The organism is Hymenobacter sp. PAMC 26628 (genome assembly GCF_001562275.1).
Classification (GTDB): Bacteria; Bacteroidota; Bacteroidia; order Cytophagales; family Hymenobacteraceae; genus Hymenobacter.
On sequence record NZ_CP014304.1, the window covers coordinates 5,061,259 to 5,074,170 of the forward strand.

Below are 12,912 nucleotides of genomic sequence, written 5' to 3' on the forward strand. Positions count from 1 at the left end.
ACTCCTGGTAAAGCGTTTTGGCCACAAGTCCGGACGGTTGGCTTTCTTTCTCCACCGCATTCTTTCTTATGAATTTAGCTAACAACACCATCTTGCTCACGGGCGGAGCCACGGGCATTGGCCTGGCTCTGGCCAAGCGCCTGCAAGCCGCCGGCAGCCAGGTCATTGCCGTGGGCCGCCGGGCCGATAAGCTTTACGAGGCGCAGCAACAGGTGCCCGGCCTGCTCACCTACCAGGCTGACCTGGCCCAGCCCGCCGAGCGGGTGGCCCTGGCCGAATGGGTGCAACGGGAACATCCGGCCCTAAACGTGCTGATTAATAATGCCGGTATCCAGAACCGCGTCGCCGTGGCGGAGTTAGCGGCCTCGCCCGGGGCCTGGGAAAACGCGCGCGCCGAACTCGCCATCAACCTCGACGCGCCGATTCACCTCACAGCGCTCCTGCTGAAGCACCTACAGGACCGGCCGGGGGCCACGGTGCTCAACGTGTCTTCGGGCCTAGCGTTCGTACCCTTGGCCATGGTGCCCATCTATTGCGCGACGAAGGCTGCCCGCACTCCTTTACGCTCTCGCTGCGCTACGAGGCCGCTAAGCTGGGGGTGACCGTGGTCGAATTGGTGCCGCCCGCCGTGCAAACCAACCTGGGCGGCCCCGACGTGCCACCGATGGGAGAACCGCTGGACGAGTTCAGCGACAGTGTACTCGCGCGCATTGCGGCGGGCGAGTTGGAAGTGGGCTATGGTAGCGCCGAAACCCGTCGCGTCGCGAGCCGTCAGGAACTGGATGCCTATTTCCAGCGGTTGAATCCCTAGCCGTATAGTCCCGGACTATACACCCTCACTCTTTGGGACTACACATCTAGTGGGCTACCCCCTCAAATACCGGGTTTTCGGCCAGCACTAAAAAACCGCACCCATGCAGGTCGAGGAATTTGGCCTCGTCCGGGCGGATGATTTCCATATAGCGTGGGGCGGTAAATACTTTGGCGATATCCTCCGCGGAGTCAAACCACAGCTCCGTGGTGCCATCGTAGGCGGGGGCCGGTAGGCCGGGCAAATCGAGGGGCTGGGTGTGGCCTTGCACGTAGCGACGCACGTACTGCTGCACTTCCGGCAGCGACATAAAAAGCGGGGCGTGCTGCGTTTTATGGTACTGCACGAACTCCTCGTGGCTAAGGTCGGCGCGCTTGCGCAACAGGATGGTGAATTTTATCATGGTCAGGAATTAGGTCTGGGTTGAAGAGAAATGAGAGGAGGCCCGGCCAACTGGTTACTGGGCAGTGGGCCGCGACACCAGCGTGGCAATGGCCAGCAGCAACCGCCGCGAGGGCATCAAGCCGGCGCTGAACGAGAGCAGCTTGCCGCGCAGACCCGGCACCACGTTAAGCTGGCCGCGCAGCAGCCCGCGGTAGCCCGCCCGCGCCACCCGGGCCGGGTCCAGCAACGAGCCTTGGGCATCGGCCGAGCGGCCCATGTTGGCGCGGGCCACGAAGCCGGTTTTCGTCACGCCGGGGTTGAGCACGGTGGCGCTGACTCCCGTACCGCGTAGTTCGGCGTGCAGGGCCTCGGTGAAGTGCATCACGTAGCTCTTGGAAGCGGCGTAGGCGGCCAGCCGGGGCACGGGTTGAAACGCGGCCAGCGAGCCCACGTTCAGGATGCGCCCCCGCCGACGCTGCACCATCTCCTTGACGAACAAAGTGGTGAGCGTAGTAAGGGCGCCCACGTTCAGGGCCAGCATGTTCTCGTATACGGCTGGGTCAGCTTCCGCGACCGGACGGTAGTCGCCATAGCCGGCGTTGTTCACCAGATAATCAACCTGGAAGTGCTGCGTCTGGCACCAGTCGTAAAGGGCGGTGGCCTGGCCGGGCTGCGACAAGTCCAGGGCCCTGTAAGCGACCTGGATGCCGTACAACTGCTCAAATTCTTCCTGTATCAGGCGCAGCTTGTCTTCCTGTCGGGCCACCAGCACCAGACTGGTGCCGTCTTGGGCGAAGAGCTTGGCCAACTCATAGCCGATGCCGCCGGAAGCGCCCGTGATGAGCGCCCGGGTCGAAGTTGTTTGATTCATAGCGAGGGAATGGGTGGTGCGGTTGCTTGCACAAAGGTCCTGCCGCCCGCTAGCCGGAATCGTTGACGTTGGTTAAGACCGACGCAAAAGATTTTTATTTCTGACTGAGCCGGTGCCGGATGCGGCTCAGGGACTCAGGCTGCACCCCCAGATAAGAAGCCAGGTGCGCTTGCGAGACCTGCGTCAAAAGCTCGGGCTGGTGTTGCTGCAGGTGCTGGTAGCGCTGGGTAGGGGTTAGAAATTGCAGCAGCTCCACGCGTTCGTTGAGCTGTTGGTACACGCGCTCGGCCATCAGGCGCCCGAAGTGGTCCCAGGCCGCTGACTCCCGGTAGAGCCGCTGCACCAGCGCGTAGGGTAAGACCAGGACCTCCGCGGGCTGCAAGGCCTGCCAGAAGTATCGGGAAGGCTGTTGCGTTAAAAAGCTTTGGTAGTCCGTTAGAAACCCCGCGGCCCCGGCAAAGCGGCAATTGACCTCGTGCCCATCCGGCCCTACATAGTACATGCGCAGCAAGCCTGTATTGACAAAGTAAACGGCCTCGCACACCCGGCCCGCTTCCAGCACGTGGGTGCCTTTAGGGACCTTCTGGGCCCTTAGATACGGGGTCAACAGCGCAAAATCCGGCTCCGGCACCGGGCTGAGCGACTGAATAAACGTGCGAAGTAGCTCCATTCTCCTGCAAGATAACCATCCGGGCTGCAGAGTGGTGGAAAGCATCAAAAAGTGTGGGGCAGTCAATTTCTAGGTTCAACGGGAAGATTCTTTGATGTCACGAAACCCAACTGAAACAGAGAATTGCCCCACACTTTTTGATGCTCTCCAAGGTTAAACAGAATCGGTCGACGTTGTGCTGGCAGTGGTCAATAGCTTACTGCCAGCCACTGCCCCACACTTTTTGATGCTCTGATAAGAAAAGCAAATAGCTAGCGGCACGCATTCACCCCGCAAACCCTCGCTGAATAAACAATTACCCGCCACTGGATTCCGGCGCGAAAACGACTGCTGCTTCGAGCCGGGGCACGGGTACGCCGAGCCGCCGGGCTTCGGCCAGCACATCGCGGCAGGTGCGGGCTTGTTCTTCCCCGTTGGTGTAGCTTTCCACCATCGCGCGCAGCGGCGGGCTAACCTTGAACAGCAGCCAAAGCAGCCCGCTGCCCACCCGCGGCGGCCTCTGGTACAACGCCACGTCGGCCGCCCGCGCCTTCAGGTCGACGCCCCGCGCCGCGAGCACCGGCAGCAGTTCGCGCACGGTGCGAATGGCCTCCCGGCGCTGGGCCGCCGAGGCCAGCACGCGACCCGGCGACCCGGCCCGCCATGCCTGCGCGAAAAGCCCGGCATTGATGGCGAAATGCGTCCAGAGCCAGCCCCGAAAATCCCGGTCCTCCGCCACCTGGAAACCGCTCTGCTGAAACAGCTCCCGCACGGCCACTTCGCGGGCCGTGGGCGTGGTACCGAAAGTGCCGAATCGGACCTTGCCAAACAACGAGCCGGTCAGCACGCCGTCGGCCCCCACGGCCCCGCCGGCCTGCGGAAAGCCCCAGGCCAGTTGGTCGGCGGGCAGCGCCGCCGCCGCCACCTGCGGGTCATGCCAAAAATTGCCGAATACCAGCACCGTGGCCCGGCCCGCACGCGGCCCCAGAAATTCTGTGGCTTCCGTAAACTGGTAATGCTGTACGCTAACGACGATTAGGTCGTAGTCATGGTCGGTGGGCAGGTCTTCGCGCAGGCGCAGCGGCCAGTCCTCCGCCACTGGTACGCCCTTAGCCTTGGCACGGGCATCCAGCAGTTTGAGGGATTGCGACGGCCCGTAGTAGGCAGCCCGCCCCGGCCGGACGTAGAAATCCACGGAGTGGCCTGCTTTCTCCAAAGCCCAGCCGTAAAGGACCGCGATAATGCCGCGGCCAAACATCAGAATTTTCATGGCAATGGTTAAGAGAAAATGATTGTTGAAAAAAAGCGCAGAAAATATTAATTACCAATAAACTGGAAGTCAACTGTATAATTTATGATAATTAAAAATACACTGTTCATAAAAAAGGATAAAAAAACTATAGCCCGGTTTGTAAAACCTGATTAAAAAGCGTTAGGGCTCCTTCAATTAGCGCGTGGCGGCGGTCTTCGGGGAAAATCACCAAGCGCTTGCTCAGCCACAAGGATGCCAAGCCGTGGACCTGGCTCCAAACCATGAGGGCGGCGGTTTCAGCATTTGCCTGCTTGAAGAGGCCTGCGTCGATTCCCTGCTGTACGGCGCCAGCCACCTGGTCGAAAGCCGCCCGGCCCCCGGCCCACGGCACCAGCGCGTCGCAGGCAGCTTCGGCTTCCATGGGGGCCGTCATCATAAACATCAGTTCGTACAACTCCGGGTGCTCCAACGCAAAACGCAGGTACTGCCGACCCAGGGCCAACAGCCGCTCGGAAGCGTTACCAGACGGAGAAACCGCGCGGAATGCCTGCGCCAGTTGCCCAAAAGCTTGGCTTTGGAGGGCAAATAATAACTCGTTCTTGTCCTTGAAATAGAGGTAGATGGTGGCGGGGCTGTACTCAATGGCTTCTGCAATATTGCGCATACTTACCTTATCAAACCCATGCTCTGTAAACAGATGCTGCGCCGCTGTCAGGATAGCCTGACGGCGTTCGGTTTTATCCCGCTCTTTGCGTTCAGCAATGCCCACGAATGAAAAAGATTTATGTACAGTGCAAATATACTGAACATCGTTCACTTCTCGGCAATTTTTTATAGTGAAAAAGTTGTACCGTCGGAGAACGGGGCACTGGCAGGCTAAACATAATTGCATATGTTCGACTGTTCGAAATAAAAAAACAGACCCATTCGCAGGATTCAATCGTCTCGAAGACAAAGCTCATAATAAGCCAAAAGGGCCTGAAATGCCCTTTCAAACAGTCGAGTGTTTAGTCGGCACCGGTACCAATTGAGTGCCTCAAATGCGTTATTTCAGCTGTTTTCGCCCATTCCGACCCGCCCGATGAAGCCCATTCGCAAAGCCCGTATTCCTGTTAGCAAGCCAACCCGGTTCCCTGCCGAAAATGTAGTAGCACGCTGGGATGTCCGGCACCTAGCGGGACACTCAGAATTCGAGGAATATCACTTCATCAACTGCGACTTCAGCGAGGCCGACCTCAGTCACAAACGCTTCGCTGACTGCCGGTTTGAGCGCTGCAACCTCGCATCGGCGCGACTGGCGGACACGGCCCTGCAAAACGTGGCTTTTGATGATTGCAAGCTGCTGGGTCTGCAGTTCACGGCCTGCCGCGATATGCAGTTCGGCGTACATTTCGACCTGTGTCAGATGCGCTATGCTTCGTTCGCCGGCCGCCGGATGCCGCACACCCACTTCGTGCGATGCGGCCTCGATGAGGCCGATTTTGCCGATGCCGACCTGTCGGGTGCCGTTTTTCGGGACTGCTCGCTGGCCGGCGCAGTGTTTCAGAACACCCGCCTCGCGGCGGCTGATTTCACCAGTGCCATTGGTTTCGTCATCGACCCCATGACCAATCCGCTGCTCGGAGCACGCTTCTCACTCCACGGCCTACTAGGCGTAGTGGCCAAGTTCGGCTTGGTAGTAGAGTAACCGTTTGTGTGCCGGCCCATAACACCCAACGCGCCGGTAAAGCAGATGAAAATCAAAAAAGGGGCTGCTTGCTTTTTAGTGTAGCTGCTGGGCAGTAGCGCAAGGCCACTGGCTCTACTCGCTTTGCTTGAGGGTGCGCAAATCAGGTAGGTATTTTTATTGGGGAACGGCCTGGCGCGCTTGGTGCTGCACGCCCCAGTCGCGCAACTGAAAAATAATAGGGTCTAGGGTGCGCGCGTAGGGCTGTACCTGGTAACTAACGGCTACTGGTGGGCCGGCCTGCACCGTGCGCTGGATAAGTTGGTGCGCTTCCAAATCCTTCAATTCCTTGGCCAGCACCTTGGCCGAAATAATCGGGATACTCGCTTTGATGTCGCCGAAGCGGGAATGGCCGGTGTAAAGCGAAACCAGGATTTGTAGTTTCCATTTGCCATTAATGACCGATAGCGCAGCGCGCAAAGGAATTAGGGCCGAAAGGCAGTGAGTGGGCTGATGCGGCTCCATGATGAGAAGGCAATGTTTTCCAAAGGTAAGCATAGAGCGCAGTCAATTACCAAAAGGTAACTAGTATCCTTTTGAATTTTAAACACAATTTGCCATTTAATAACTTTTGGTAACCAGATTTGATTACCTTTGCCTACCCGCTTAATCACCTCCTCCCACATTATGCCGATTCTGTACCTCATTTTCAGGCGGTGTTGCCGCCTGCTGCCTCAAACTGGGCAATAGCTTAGTCGAGCCGTGCCCGCTGCCCGGTAATTGTATAGGAAGACTTAGTAAAAGACAGGAAGGCATCCGTCGGCCTTTCGTTCGGGACGATTTACGTCGAAGGGCTGCGGACTAATTCCAACTCCTAGCCCCTTACCTGCCAACCGTACCCAGCTTCCTTGAGCTAACGGACGTGAGTACCGGGCGGGCAGAAGGCAAAGTATTCCGCCCGTACAAGAAATGGCATAGCCTATAATTTTCACTCTGTACACGTTTTCTAATCAAAAACTTACTTCATCAACCATCATGTCTGCTTCTGCTCGTAACATTACTGCCTGGGTGCTGCAAGGCCTGCTTGGCCTAGCGTTCATTGCCTCCGGCGTAAAAAAATTCGCCGATTTGCCCGGTACGCTGGGGATGTTTACCAGCATCGGGCTGCCCGGTATAGTGGCCTACTTAGTGGCCGGGGGCGAAGTGCTGGGCGGCATCGGGCTGCTGGTGCCGCTCTTCACACGCGCCGCCGCGATGGGGCTGATGATTATTATGGCCGGCGCGGTGGTGATGCACGCCACCAAAATTCCGGGCGGAATGGCCAATGGTGTGCCGGCCCTCGTGCTGTTAATAGGACTGGGCGTCATCGTATGGTTGCGCCGCCCCGTGCAAGCAACGGCGTAGCGCTCGGTAATAATATATGGAAATTGGCATCAGTCGCTTCGTATTTGCCGACCACGACGCGGGCGCGCCGGCCACGGGCCGGGCGCACAACCCCGTCACTAACCTGCTGGCCGAGATGGAGCTGGCCGACCAGGTAGGCATCGACATCTTTGGCGTGGGCGAACATCATACCCGCGAGTTTCTGGATGCCGCGCCCCCGCTGCTGCTGGCTGCCGGTGCGGCCCGCACGCAACGCCTGCGACTAACCAGCGCCATTACTATCCTGAGCGTGGCCGACCCGGTGCGGGTGTTTCAGGAATTTGCGACCCTGGATTTGATTTCGCAGGGCCGGGCCGAGTTGATTGTGGGTCGCGGGGCCTACGCCGAGGCGTTTGCCCTGTTTGGCCAGGACGTGCGCGACTACGACGCCTTATTTGAGGAGAAACTCGGGCTGCTGCTGGCCCTGCGCGACCAGGCCGAAGTGCAGTGGCGCGGACGTTTTCGCCCCCCGCTCACGGGGCAGGGCGTATACCCGCGCCCGGTGCAGGCGCAGCTGCCCATCTGGCTGGGAGTCGGTGGCACACCGGCCTCGGCCGTGCGGGCCGGCACGCTGGGCCTGCCGCTGGCACTGGGCGTGCTCGGCGGCGAGTACGCCGCCTACCGGCCCCTGCTGGACCTGTACCGCGCGGCCGGCCGCCGGGCCGGGCACCCGCCCGAGGCGCTCCGGGTCAATATCAACGCCTTGGGCTACGTGGCCGACACCACCGCGCAGGCCCAAACCGAGTTTTTCCCGCCCTACGCCACCATTTTTGGGGAATTGGGGCGCAAGGCGGGGTGGCCGCCCATCACCCCGGCCCGCTTTGCCGAACTGACCGGTCCCACCGCAGCCCTTGTGGTGGGCAGCCCGGCCGACGTAGCGCGCAAGATTCAGTACATCGATAAGGTGCTGGGGGGCATTGCCCGTATCAGCCTGCAAATGAGTGTCGGCCCGGTGCCGCTGGCCCAGCGCCTGCGCAGCATCGAGCTGCTGGGCACGGCGGTAGGCCCCGTGCTGCGCGGCAGTTGACCCAGTCCGACCAGCATTTACCGCTGCAAATGCTGGATTTAGAATGCGTATTTGGCTCGCTAACAGGCCTTTTTATAGCAGCGAGGGAATAAAATGACGCTAAGCCCCCTTCGGGGCAGTTTTGGAAGGCTTGCGCAGGCTGCGCAGCCCGAGAGATGCGGTAAAGGAGAGGCCGAGTGCGGTGAACGAGGCATCGTTCCTGCCGCGCACAGCACTATACCAGCTGATAACCAGTCTATTATTACCGCCAGCCTTGCACCTGCGCGCCGCCAAACACGGGACCTTTTATCAGGCTCCACATCCGGTCGTAGAATGGGTCTTCGATGCTGGCCTCATCCAGAGAGCGCAACTGTTCGGGGCTGCGGTGCACGTCGCGCGAAGCCAGATTGCTTTGCAACTGCTCCAGCCGGCTGGCCCCCACGATGAGCGAGGTAATACCGGGCTGCGCCGAGGCCCACGCCAGGGCTACCTGGGCCAGCGGCTGCCCCTGCTGCGCGGCCACCGACCGCAGAGCCTCCAGAATCTGCCAGTTCTTGTCGGTGAATTTCATATTGCCGAAGGGGTTAGGCCCCATGAGCCGTCCTGACCCGCTGGCGGCTCCTACGCCGGCTTTAGCATATTTCCCCGCTAGAAAACCTGCCGCCAGCGGACTCCAGGGGGTAATGCCCAGGCCTAAATCCTGAGCGGCGGGTACGTATTCATTCTCGATGCGGCGGGCCACCAGCGAGTATTCAAGTTGCATGGCAATGGGGCCATGCACGCCGTGGGCGTGCGCCAGGGTAGCGGCTTTGGTGACATACCAGGCCGGCATATCGGAAAAGCCGAAGTAACGGATTTTGCCGGCACGCACCAGGTCGCCGAGCGTCTGCAATACCTCCTCAGCGGGCGTCACCGTATCCCAGACGTGCAGCCAGTACAGGTCTATGTAGTCCGTGTTAAGCCGGCGCAGTGAGCCTTCCAGGGCTTGGTTAATGTGCTTGCGCCCGTTGCCACCGGCGTGGGGATTGCCGGGCTGGGCACAAAAACCGAACTTGGTAGCCAGTACCAGTTGGTCACGCAGGTGACGCTCAGCAATGTAGCGCCCCAATAATTCCTCACTGCGCCCGCCGGCGTACACATCGGCCGTATCAAGGAAGTTACCGCCCGCCTCCACATAGGCGTCGAAAATAGCTTGGGATACGTCGTCAGGCGAGCCCTAGTTGTATAGTCCCAGGGTGAGCTGGGTGGGGTCGCGAATAAAGATAGTAGGGTTGAGGGGCCATTGTTGGCAGATGAATTCGTGCGGGGTTTTGCTGCGCAGGCGCTTGAGGCGCTTGGCGTGGTGATAGGCCAGCAAAAAGGCTGGCAGGTGCTCGTTGAGTTGGGCCGTCGTCTGGTAGTGGTAGCGCTGCACCGTCGCCTCTTTGAGCGTGCGGTTGAAGCGCTCGACCTGGCCGTTGGTCCAGGGATGGGCCGGCTTGGTGAAGCGGTGCTCGAGGCCGTGCTCGTCGCACACGCGGTCAAAAATATGCCGCCAGGCGTAGGCCTGATGCGGCATGTTGCCGAACTGGGTGCCATTGTCGGTCAGCACTTTAGGCACCTTGTAGGGGATGGCCGCCAGCACCCGGCGCAGGAAGTCGGCGGCCAGCATTTTGGTCGCCCGGGGCTGCAACTCGGCGAAGGCCAGCTTGCTGGTGCGGTCAAGGGCGACGAAGCGGTACACACGTCCTTCTTCGGGGTGGACTTCGGCAAAATCCACGTGCAGATACCCGATGGGCTAGTCTTTGAATTTCTTTTTCTTTTCCGCCGGTTCCGGGCCGGGCAGCCGGCTGAGGCCGTGGCGCTGGAACAGGCGGTGCAGGGCCGAGCGCGACAGATGGGGAATCGTTTCCTGCAACGCGTAGCGGCAATCATCGAGTGGCAACTGCGTGTGCTGGCGAAAGGCCACGGCAATGGCCTCCTCCTCGGCCGTGATCACCGCCGAGGCGGGTTTGGGCCCCATTGGCGCATCGGCCGTAGTGGTGCGGCTGCGCCACTTGGCGACGGTTTTGGGGTTAATCCCGTGGCGGGTGGCCAAGCTTTGTAAGCTTTCCGGACTTTGTTGGATAAGGCGCCGTACTGCCGGAGTTGTCCGGGCGCTGCCGTGAAGTACTTGTCCCATAAGTGCTGGCGAAGTTCGGTCGTAAAGACCACACCACTACTCTCTGGGACTTTACACCTAGTGCGGGGTCCCAAATGTCATGGTGCCCAGCGCGAGCGGGCTAACAATAAGGCCGGAACGGCCCAGCGTACGAAAGGAGGTAAGGCTCATAAGCACGAATTGGGGGTGAGAAAGCAAATGGGTAGCCAGTGGCCAGTAAGCGACCGCTTATTGAGCTGAGAAGCGGAAGGCGGCCGGGCTCAGTCCGGTCTTGCTTTTGAAGAGGCGGCTGAAGTACTGCGGGTACTCAAAGCCGAGCTGAAAGGCCGTTTCGTTGATGGAGAGTGAGGTGGTGAGCAGCAATTGCTTGGCTTGCTCGATAAGACTATGGTGGATATGCTGCTGGCTGGTCAGGCCCGTGAGGCTACGCAGCATGTCGCTGAGGTAGGCGGGCGACACGTGCAGGGCATCGGCGAAATACTGCACGGTGGGCAGCGGCTGCGGCCCCGGCTGAACAAAATAGCTTCGCAGCAGCCCCTCAAATCGGGTCAGCAGGTCGTGCTCAGCCCCCCGCCGGGTCAGGAACTGCCGGTGATAGAAGCGGTTGGCGTAGGTGAGCAGCACGTCCAACTGCGACACCAGAACGTCCTGACTGAAAGCGTCAACAGGGCGCTCGACTTCCGTGCGCAGACCGTGCAGTAAGCTGTCAAGCAGGCCTTCCTCCTGGGCTGAGAGGTGCAGGGCCTCGTGTACTTCGTAGGTAAAGAAGCCGTAGCCTGCTATTTTTTTGCCCAGTGGGTAGCGCCGCAGCAGGTCGGGGTGAAACACCAGCATCCAGCCGCTCACCTGCGAGGCATCCAGCGCTGCATCTACCTGAAACACCTGGCCGGGGGCCGAGAAGCCCAGTACGCCCTCCCGGAAATCGTAGGACTGGTGCCCGTAGTAAAGCGGACCGTTGAGGTTGCGCTTGAGAAAAATGGTATAGAGCTGGGGCACCACCGGGTCTAGCAACTCCGGTGACTCCCGGACGTGGGCTTGCTCGCGGGCCCGGGCCAGGTCGATGAGCGTCAGCAGGGGATGGGTTGGCGCAGGCAGGCCGTAAAAGCGGGTGTAGTCGGTGACGGTGGCCAGCACACGAAACGCTTTGGTAGGTTGTTTCATGGAAAGGGGATGGGAGGTGAGCGAAGCCGAGGCAACGCCTCGGCTTCGCTCACCTCCCAACTAGAAAATACTACATGCCCGGGTACGCTGCGCCCGCCACGCTGCCGACTGGCAGGATGGCGTCCAACTCGGCCAACTCGGCCGCTGTGAGGGAAATGTCGGCAGCGGCCACGTTAGCCTCCAGGTTCTTGCGCCGACGGGTGCCGGGAATGGGTACCACGCCCTGAGCCAGCACCCATGCCAGAGCCAATTGCGCAGAAGTTACGCCTTTAGCTCCGGCCAAGGTTTGTAATCTCTGTACTAGCTCCAGGTTCTTGTAGAAGTTCTCGCCTTGGTAGCGGGGGAAGAAGCGCCGGAAGTCATCGGCCGCAAAATCGTCGGGCGAGGCAAGTTCGCCCGTCAAGAAGCCCCGGCCCAGGGGCGAGTAGGCGACGAAGCCGATGCCCAATTCCCGGGCCGTGTGCAGAATGTCGTCCTCTTCGGCGCGGCGGTCAAAAAGCGAGTACTCCGTTTCCAGGGCAGTAAGCGGATGCACGGCGTGGGCCCGGCGCAGCACGTCGGCGGGGACTTCCGAGAGGCCCAGGTAGCGCACTTTGCCTTCCTCCACGAGCCGGCTCATCGCTCCTACGGTTTCTTCAATGGGGGTGCTGGGGTCGAGCCGGTGCAGATAGTAAAGGTCCACGTAGTCGGTGCCTAAGTTGCGCAGCGAGCGTTCGATGGCTTTGCGTACGTACTCCGGCCGGCCGTTGAGGCCATTGGTCATGGTGCCGGCATCATCTAGCTCGTAGCCGAACTTGGTGGCAATGGTGTACTGCGTACGGCGGCCCACGATGGCCTTGCCCACCAGTTGCTCATTCACGAGCGGGCCATAAATATCGGCCGTGTCGAGCATCGTCACGCCGAGTTCCAGCGCACGGTGAATGGTGGCGATGCTTTCCGTTTCGTCAGCGGCCCCGTAGACGCTCATCTGCCCGCCGGCCATGCCCGTCATGCCCATGGTGCCCAGGCCCTCGGCCGATACGTGCAGGCCCTGGCGGCCGAGCACGACTTGTTTGATACTGCTCATCGTGTTAGGTGGTTTCTGTAAGGAAAGAAGGCACTAGTTGTACCCTCGCAAAGGTCCGGTGCCCCACCCGCGCCTGACCTATACAAAACCCGGCTTTTTGAACACAAAACCCGGCGTGCGGTAGCCAGGGAAAGGTGGAAGTACAACCCGAGGGGCTGCGCAGCCTGCGCAAGCCTTCCAAAACTGCCCCGAAGGGAGCTTAGCGTCATCCTATGTTTGGGCCGTGGCCTAACTTGTAGGAGCCAGCAGCGACAGGAAGGAATAAGATGGATTAGCGTAAAGGGCCGTTTGAGCCCGTCTAAAATGAGAATCCCCTTTCTGTTCCAGGGCGACATTGGACAGTTCCATAAGGCCGCAGAGCCTGTATTAGGATTGAGAATTGCTGCCTGGAAAGCGCTACGGTTGCTTGTTTCTTTTTTCACTTATTCCCATGCCCCATGAATCAACCAGCACCTATTGTCGGCATTGACGTGAGCAAAGCCTC

General features: G+C 60.0%; 15 protein-coding genes and 2 pseudogenes. 6 read left to right on the plus strand and 11 right to left on the minus strand.

Annotation, left to right across the window (positions count from 1 at the left end; all coding sequences use genetic code 11):
• Window positions 1-68: 68 nt before the first annotated feature.
• Both AXW84_RS21965 and AXW84_RS25595 read left to right on the plus strand, forming a co-directional pair.
• Window positions 69-602, plus strand: a complete 534-nt coding sequence (locus tag AXW84_RS21965) for an SDR family oxidoreductase (RefSeq protein ID WP_204248396.1) — start codon at window positions 69-71, stop codon at window positions 600-602.
• Window positions 603-604: 2 nt separating this feature from the next.
• A complete protein-coding gene (locus AXW84_RS25595; protein WP_204248397.1) occupies window positions 605-811 on the plus strand; it encodes a hypothetical protein in 207 nt (68 codons plus the stop codon).
• A 46-nt stretch (window positions 812-857) separates the two neighbouring features.
• Here AXW84_RS25595 and AXW84_RS21970 read toward each other — a convergent pair whose 3' ends face one another.
• The 5 genes from AXW84_RS21970 to AXW84_RS21990 form a co-directional block, all read right to left on the minus strand.
• On the minus strand, window positions 858-1,214 hold the full coding sequence (locus tag AXW84_RS21970; protein ID WP_068238473.1) for an EthD domain-containing protein: 357 nt from the start codon (window positions 1,212-1,214) through the stop codon (window positions 858-860).
• 54 nt (window positions 1,215-1,268) lie between these two features.
• A complete protein-coding gene (locus AXW84_RS21975) occupies window positions 1,269-2,066 on the minus strand; it encodes an SDR family NAD(P)-dependent oxidoreductase (protein ID WP_068238475.1) in 798 nt (265 codons plus the stop codon).
• A gap of 94 nt (window positions 2,067-2,160) precedes the next feature.
• Complete coding sequence (locus tag AXW84_RS21980) at window positions 2,161-2,736, minus strand: Crp/Fnr family transcriptional regulator (protein WP_068238477.1); 576 nt, start codon at window positions 2,734-2,736, stop codon at window positions 2,161-2,163.
• 295 nt (window positions 2,737-3,031) lie between these two features.
• The gene (locus AXW84_RS21985) at window positions 3,032-3,985 is read right to left on the minus strand and encodes a ketopantoate reductase family protein (RefSeq protein WP_068238478.1); all 954 of its coding nucleotides are present in this window, start codon (window positions 3,983-3,985) and stop codon (window positions 3,032-3,034) included.
• A 127-nt stretch (window positions 3,986-4,112) separates the two neighbouring features.
• A complete protein-coding gene (locus AXW84_RS21990) occupies window positions 4,113-4,784 on the minus strand; it encodes a TetR/AcrR family transcriptional regulator (RefSeq protein ID WP_236943194.1) in 672 nt (223 codons plus the stop codon).
• Between the two features lie 264 nt (window positions 4,785-5,048).
• On the opposite strand from AXW84_RS21990, the pseudogene AXW84_RS26650 reads away from it, so the two are divergent.
• Window positions 5,049-5,237, plus strand: a pseudogene (locus AXW84_RS26650) (hypothetical protein); the annotation flags it as partial.
• Here the strand turns inward: AXW84_RS26650 and AXW84_RS26085 are convergent.
• Window positions 5,151-5,357, minus strand: coding sequence for a hypothetical protein (locus AXW84_RS26085; RefSeq protein WP_236943195.1), 207 nt, complete (start codon window positions 5,355-5,357; stop codon window positions 5,151-5,153). The pseudogene AXW84_RS26650 and the gene AXW84_RS26085 overlap by 87 nt on opposite strands.
• Window positions 5,358-5,372: 15 nt before the next feature.
• Here AXW84_RS26085 and AXW84_RS26090 point away from each other — a divergent pair, with 15 nt between their 5' ends.
• Window positions 5,373-5,654 (plus strand): pentapeptide repeat-containing protein, encoded by a 282-nt coding sequence (locus AXW84_RS26090; RefSeq protein WP_236943196.1) that lies wholly within the window; start codon window positions 5,373-5,375, stop codon window positions 5,652-5,654.
• Between the two features lie 156 nt (window positions 5,655-5,810).
• Here AXW84_RS26090 and AXW84_RS22000 read toward each other — a convergent pair whose 3' ends face one another.
• Window positions 5,811-6,191 carry a winged helix-turn-helix transcriptional regulator gene (locus AXW84_RS22000; protein ID WP_236943197.1) on the minus strand — a complete coding sequence of 127 codons (381 nt, stop codon included), beginning with the start codon at window positions 6,189-6,191 and terminating at the stop codon, window positions 5,811-5,813.
• Window positions 6,192-6,668: 477 nt separating this feature from the next.
• On the opposite strand from AXW84_RS22000, the gene AXW84_RS22005 reads away from it, so the two are divergent.
• Both AXW84_RS22005 and AXW84_RS22010 read left to right on the plus strand, forming a co-directional pair.
• Window positions 6,669-7,037, plus strand: coding sequence for a DoxX family protein (locus tag AXW84_RS22005; RefSeq protein ID WP_082774048.1), 369 nt, complete (start codon window positions 6,669-6,671; stop codon window positions 7,035-7,037).
• A 16-nt stretch (window positions 7,038-7,053) separates the two neighbouring features.
• On the plus strand, window positions 7,054-8,082 hold the full coding sequence (locus AXW84_RS22010) for an LLM class flavin-dependent oxidoreductase (protein WP_068238489.1): 1,029 nt from the start codon (window positions 7,054-7,056) through the stop codon (window positions 8,080-8,082).
• 241 nt (window positions 8,083-8,323) lie between these two features.
• On the opposite strand, the gene AXW84_RS22015 is transcribed toward AXW84_RS22010, so the two are convergent.
• From AXW84_RS22015 to AXW84_RS22030, 4 genes and pseudogenes are all read right to left on the minus strand, one after another.
• Window positions 8,324-9,235: an aldo/keto reductase gene (locus AXW84_RS22015; RefSeq protein ID WP_204248398.1), complete on the minus strand. Its 912-nt coding sequence runs from the start codon at window positions 9,233-9,235 to the stop codon at window positions 8,324-8,326.
• A 42-nt stretch (window positions 9,236-9,277) separates the two neighbouring features.
• Window positions 9,278-10,222, minus strand: a pseudogene (locus tag AXW84_RS22020) (IS481 family transposase).
• Between the two features lie 207 nt (window positions 10,223-10,429).
• The gene (locus AXW84_RS22025) at window positions 10,430-11,362 is read right to left on the minus strand and encodes a helix-turn-helix domain-containing protein (RefSeq protein WP_068238491.1); all 933 of its coding nucleotides are present in this window, start codon (window positions 11,360-11,362) and stop codon (window positions 10,430-10,432) included.
• A gap of 70 nt (window positions 11,363-11,432) precedes the next feature.
• On the minus strand, window positions 11,433-12,428 hold the full coding sequence (locus AXW84_RS22030) for an aldo/keto reductase (protein ID WP_068238493.1): 996 nt from the start codon (window positions 12,426-12,428) through the stop codon (window positions 11,433-11,435).
• Between the last annotated feature and the right edge of the window lie 484 nt (window positions 12,429-12,912).

Excerpts from the sequence above, each read along its gene's own strand:
- AXW84_RS21975 (WP_068238475.1), bottom strand. The coding sequence starts at position 2,066 with ATGAATCAAACAACTTCGACCCGGGCGCTCATCACGGGCGCTTCCGGC.
- AXW84_RS26085 (WP_236943195.1), bottom strand. The coding sequence starts at position 5,357 with ATGTACGCCGAACTGCATATCGCGGCAGGCCGTGAACTGCAGACCCAG.
- AXW84_RS26090 (WP_236943196.1), top strand. The coding sequence starts at position 5,373 with ATGCGCTATGCTTCGTTCGCCGGCCGCCGGATGCCGCACACCCACTTC.
- AXW84_RS22000 (WP_236943197.1), bottom strand. The coding sequence starts at position 6,191 with ATGCTTACCTTTGGAAAACATTGCCTTCTCATCATGGAGCCGCATCAG.
- AXW84_RS21970 (WP_068238473.1), bottom strand. The coding sequence starts at position 1,214 with ATGATAAAATTCACCATCCTGTTGCGCAAGCGCGCCGACCTTAGCCAC.
- AXW84_RS22010 (WP_068238489.1), top strand. The coding sequence starts at position 7,054 with ATGGAAATTGGCATCAGTCGCTTCGTATTTGCCGACCACGACGCGGGC.
- AXW84_RS22005 (WP_082774048.1), top strand. The coding sequence starts at position 6,669 with ATGTCTGCTTCTGCTCGTAACATTACTGCCTGGGTGCTGCAAGGCCTG.
- AXW84_RS21980 (WP_068238477.1), bottom strand. The coding sequence starts at position 2,736 with ATGGAGCTACTTCGCACGTTTATTCAGTCGCTCAGCCCGGTGCCGGAG.
- AXW84_RS21965 (WP_204248396.1), top strand. The coding sequence starts at position 69 with ATGAATTTAGCTAACAACACCATCTTGCTCACGGGCGGAGCCACGGGC.
- AXW84_RS22025 (WP_068238491.1), bottom strand. The coding sequence starts at position 11,362 with ATGAAACAACCTACCAAAGCGTTTCGTGTGCTGGCCACCGTCACCGAC.
- AXW84_RS21985 (WP_068238478.1), bottom strand. The coding sequence starts at position 3,985 with ATGAAAATTCTGATGTTTGGCCGCGGCATTATCGCGGTCCTTTACGGC.
- AXW84_RS22030 (WP_068238493.1), bottom strand. The coding sequence starts at position 12,428 with ATGAGCAGTATCAAACAAGTCGTGCTCGGCCGCCAGGGCCTGCACGTA.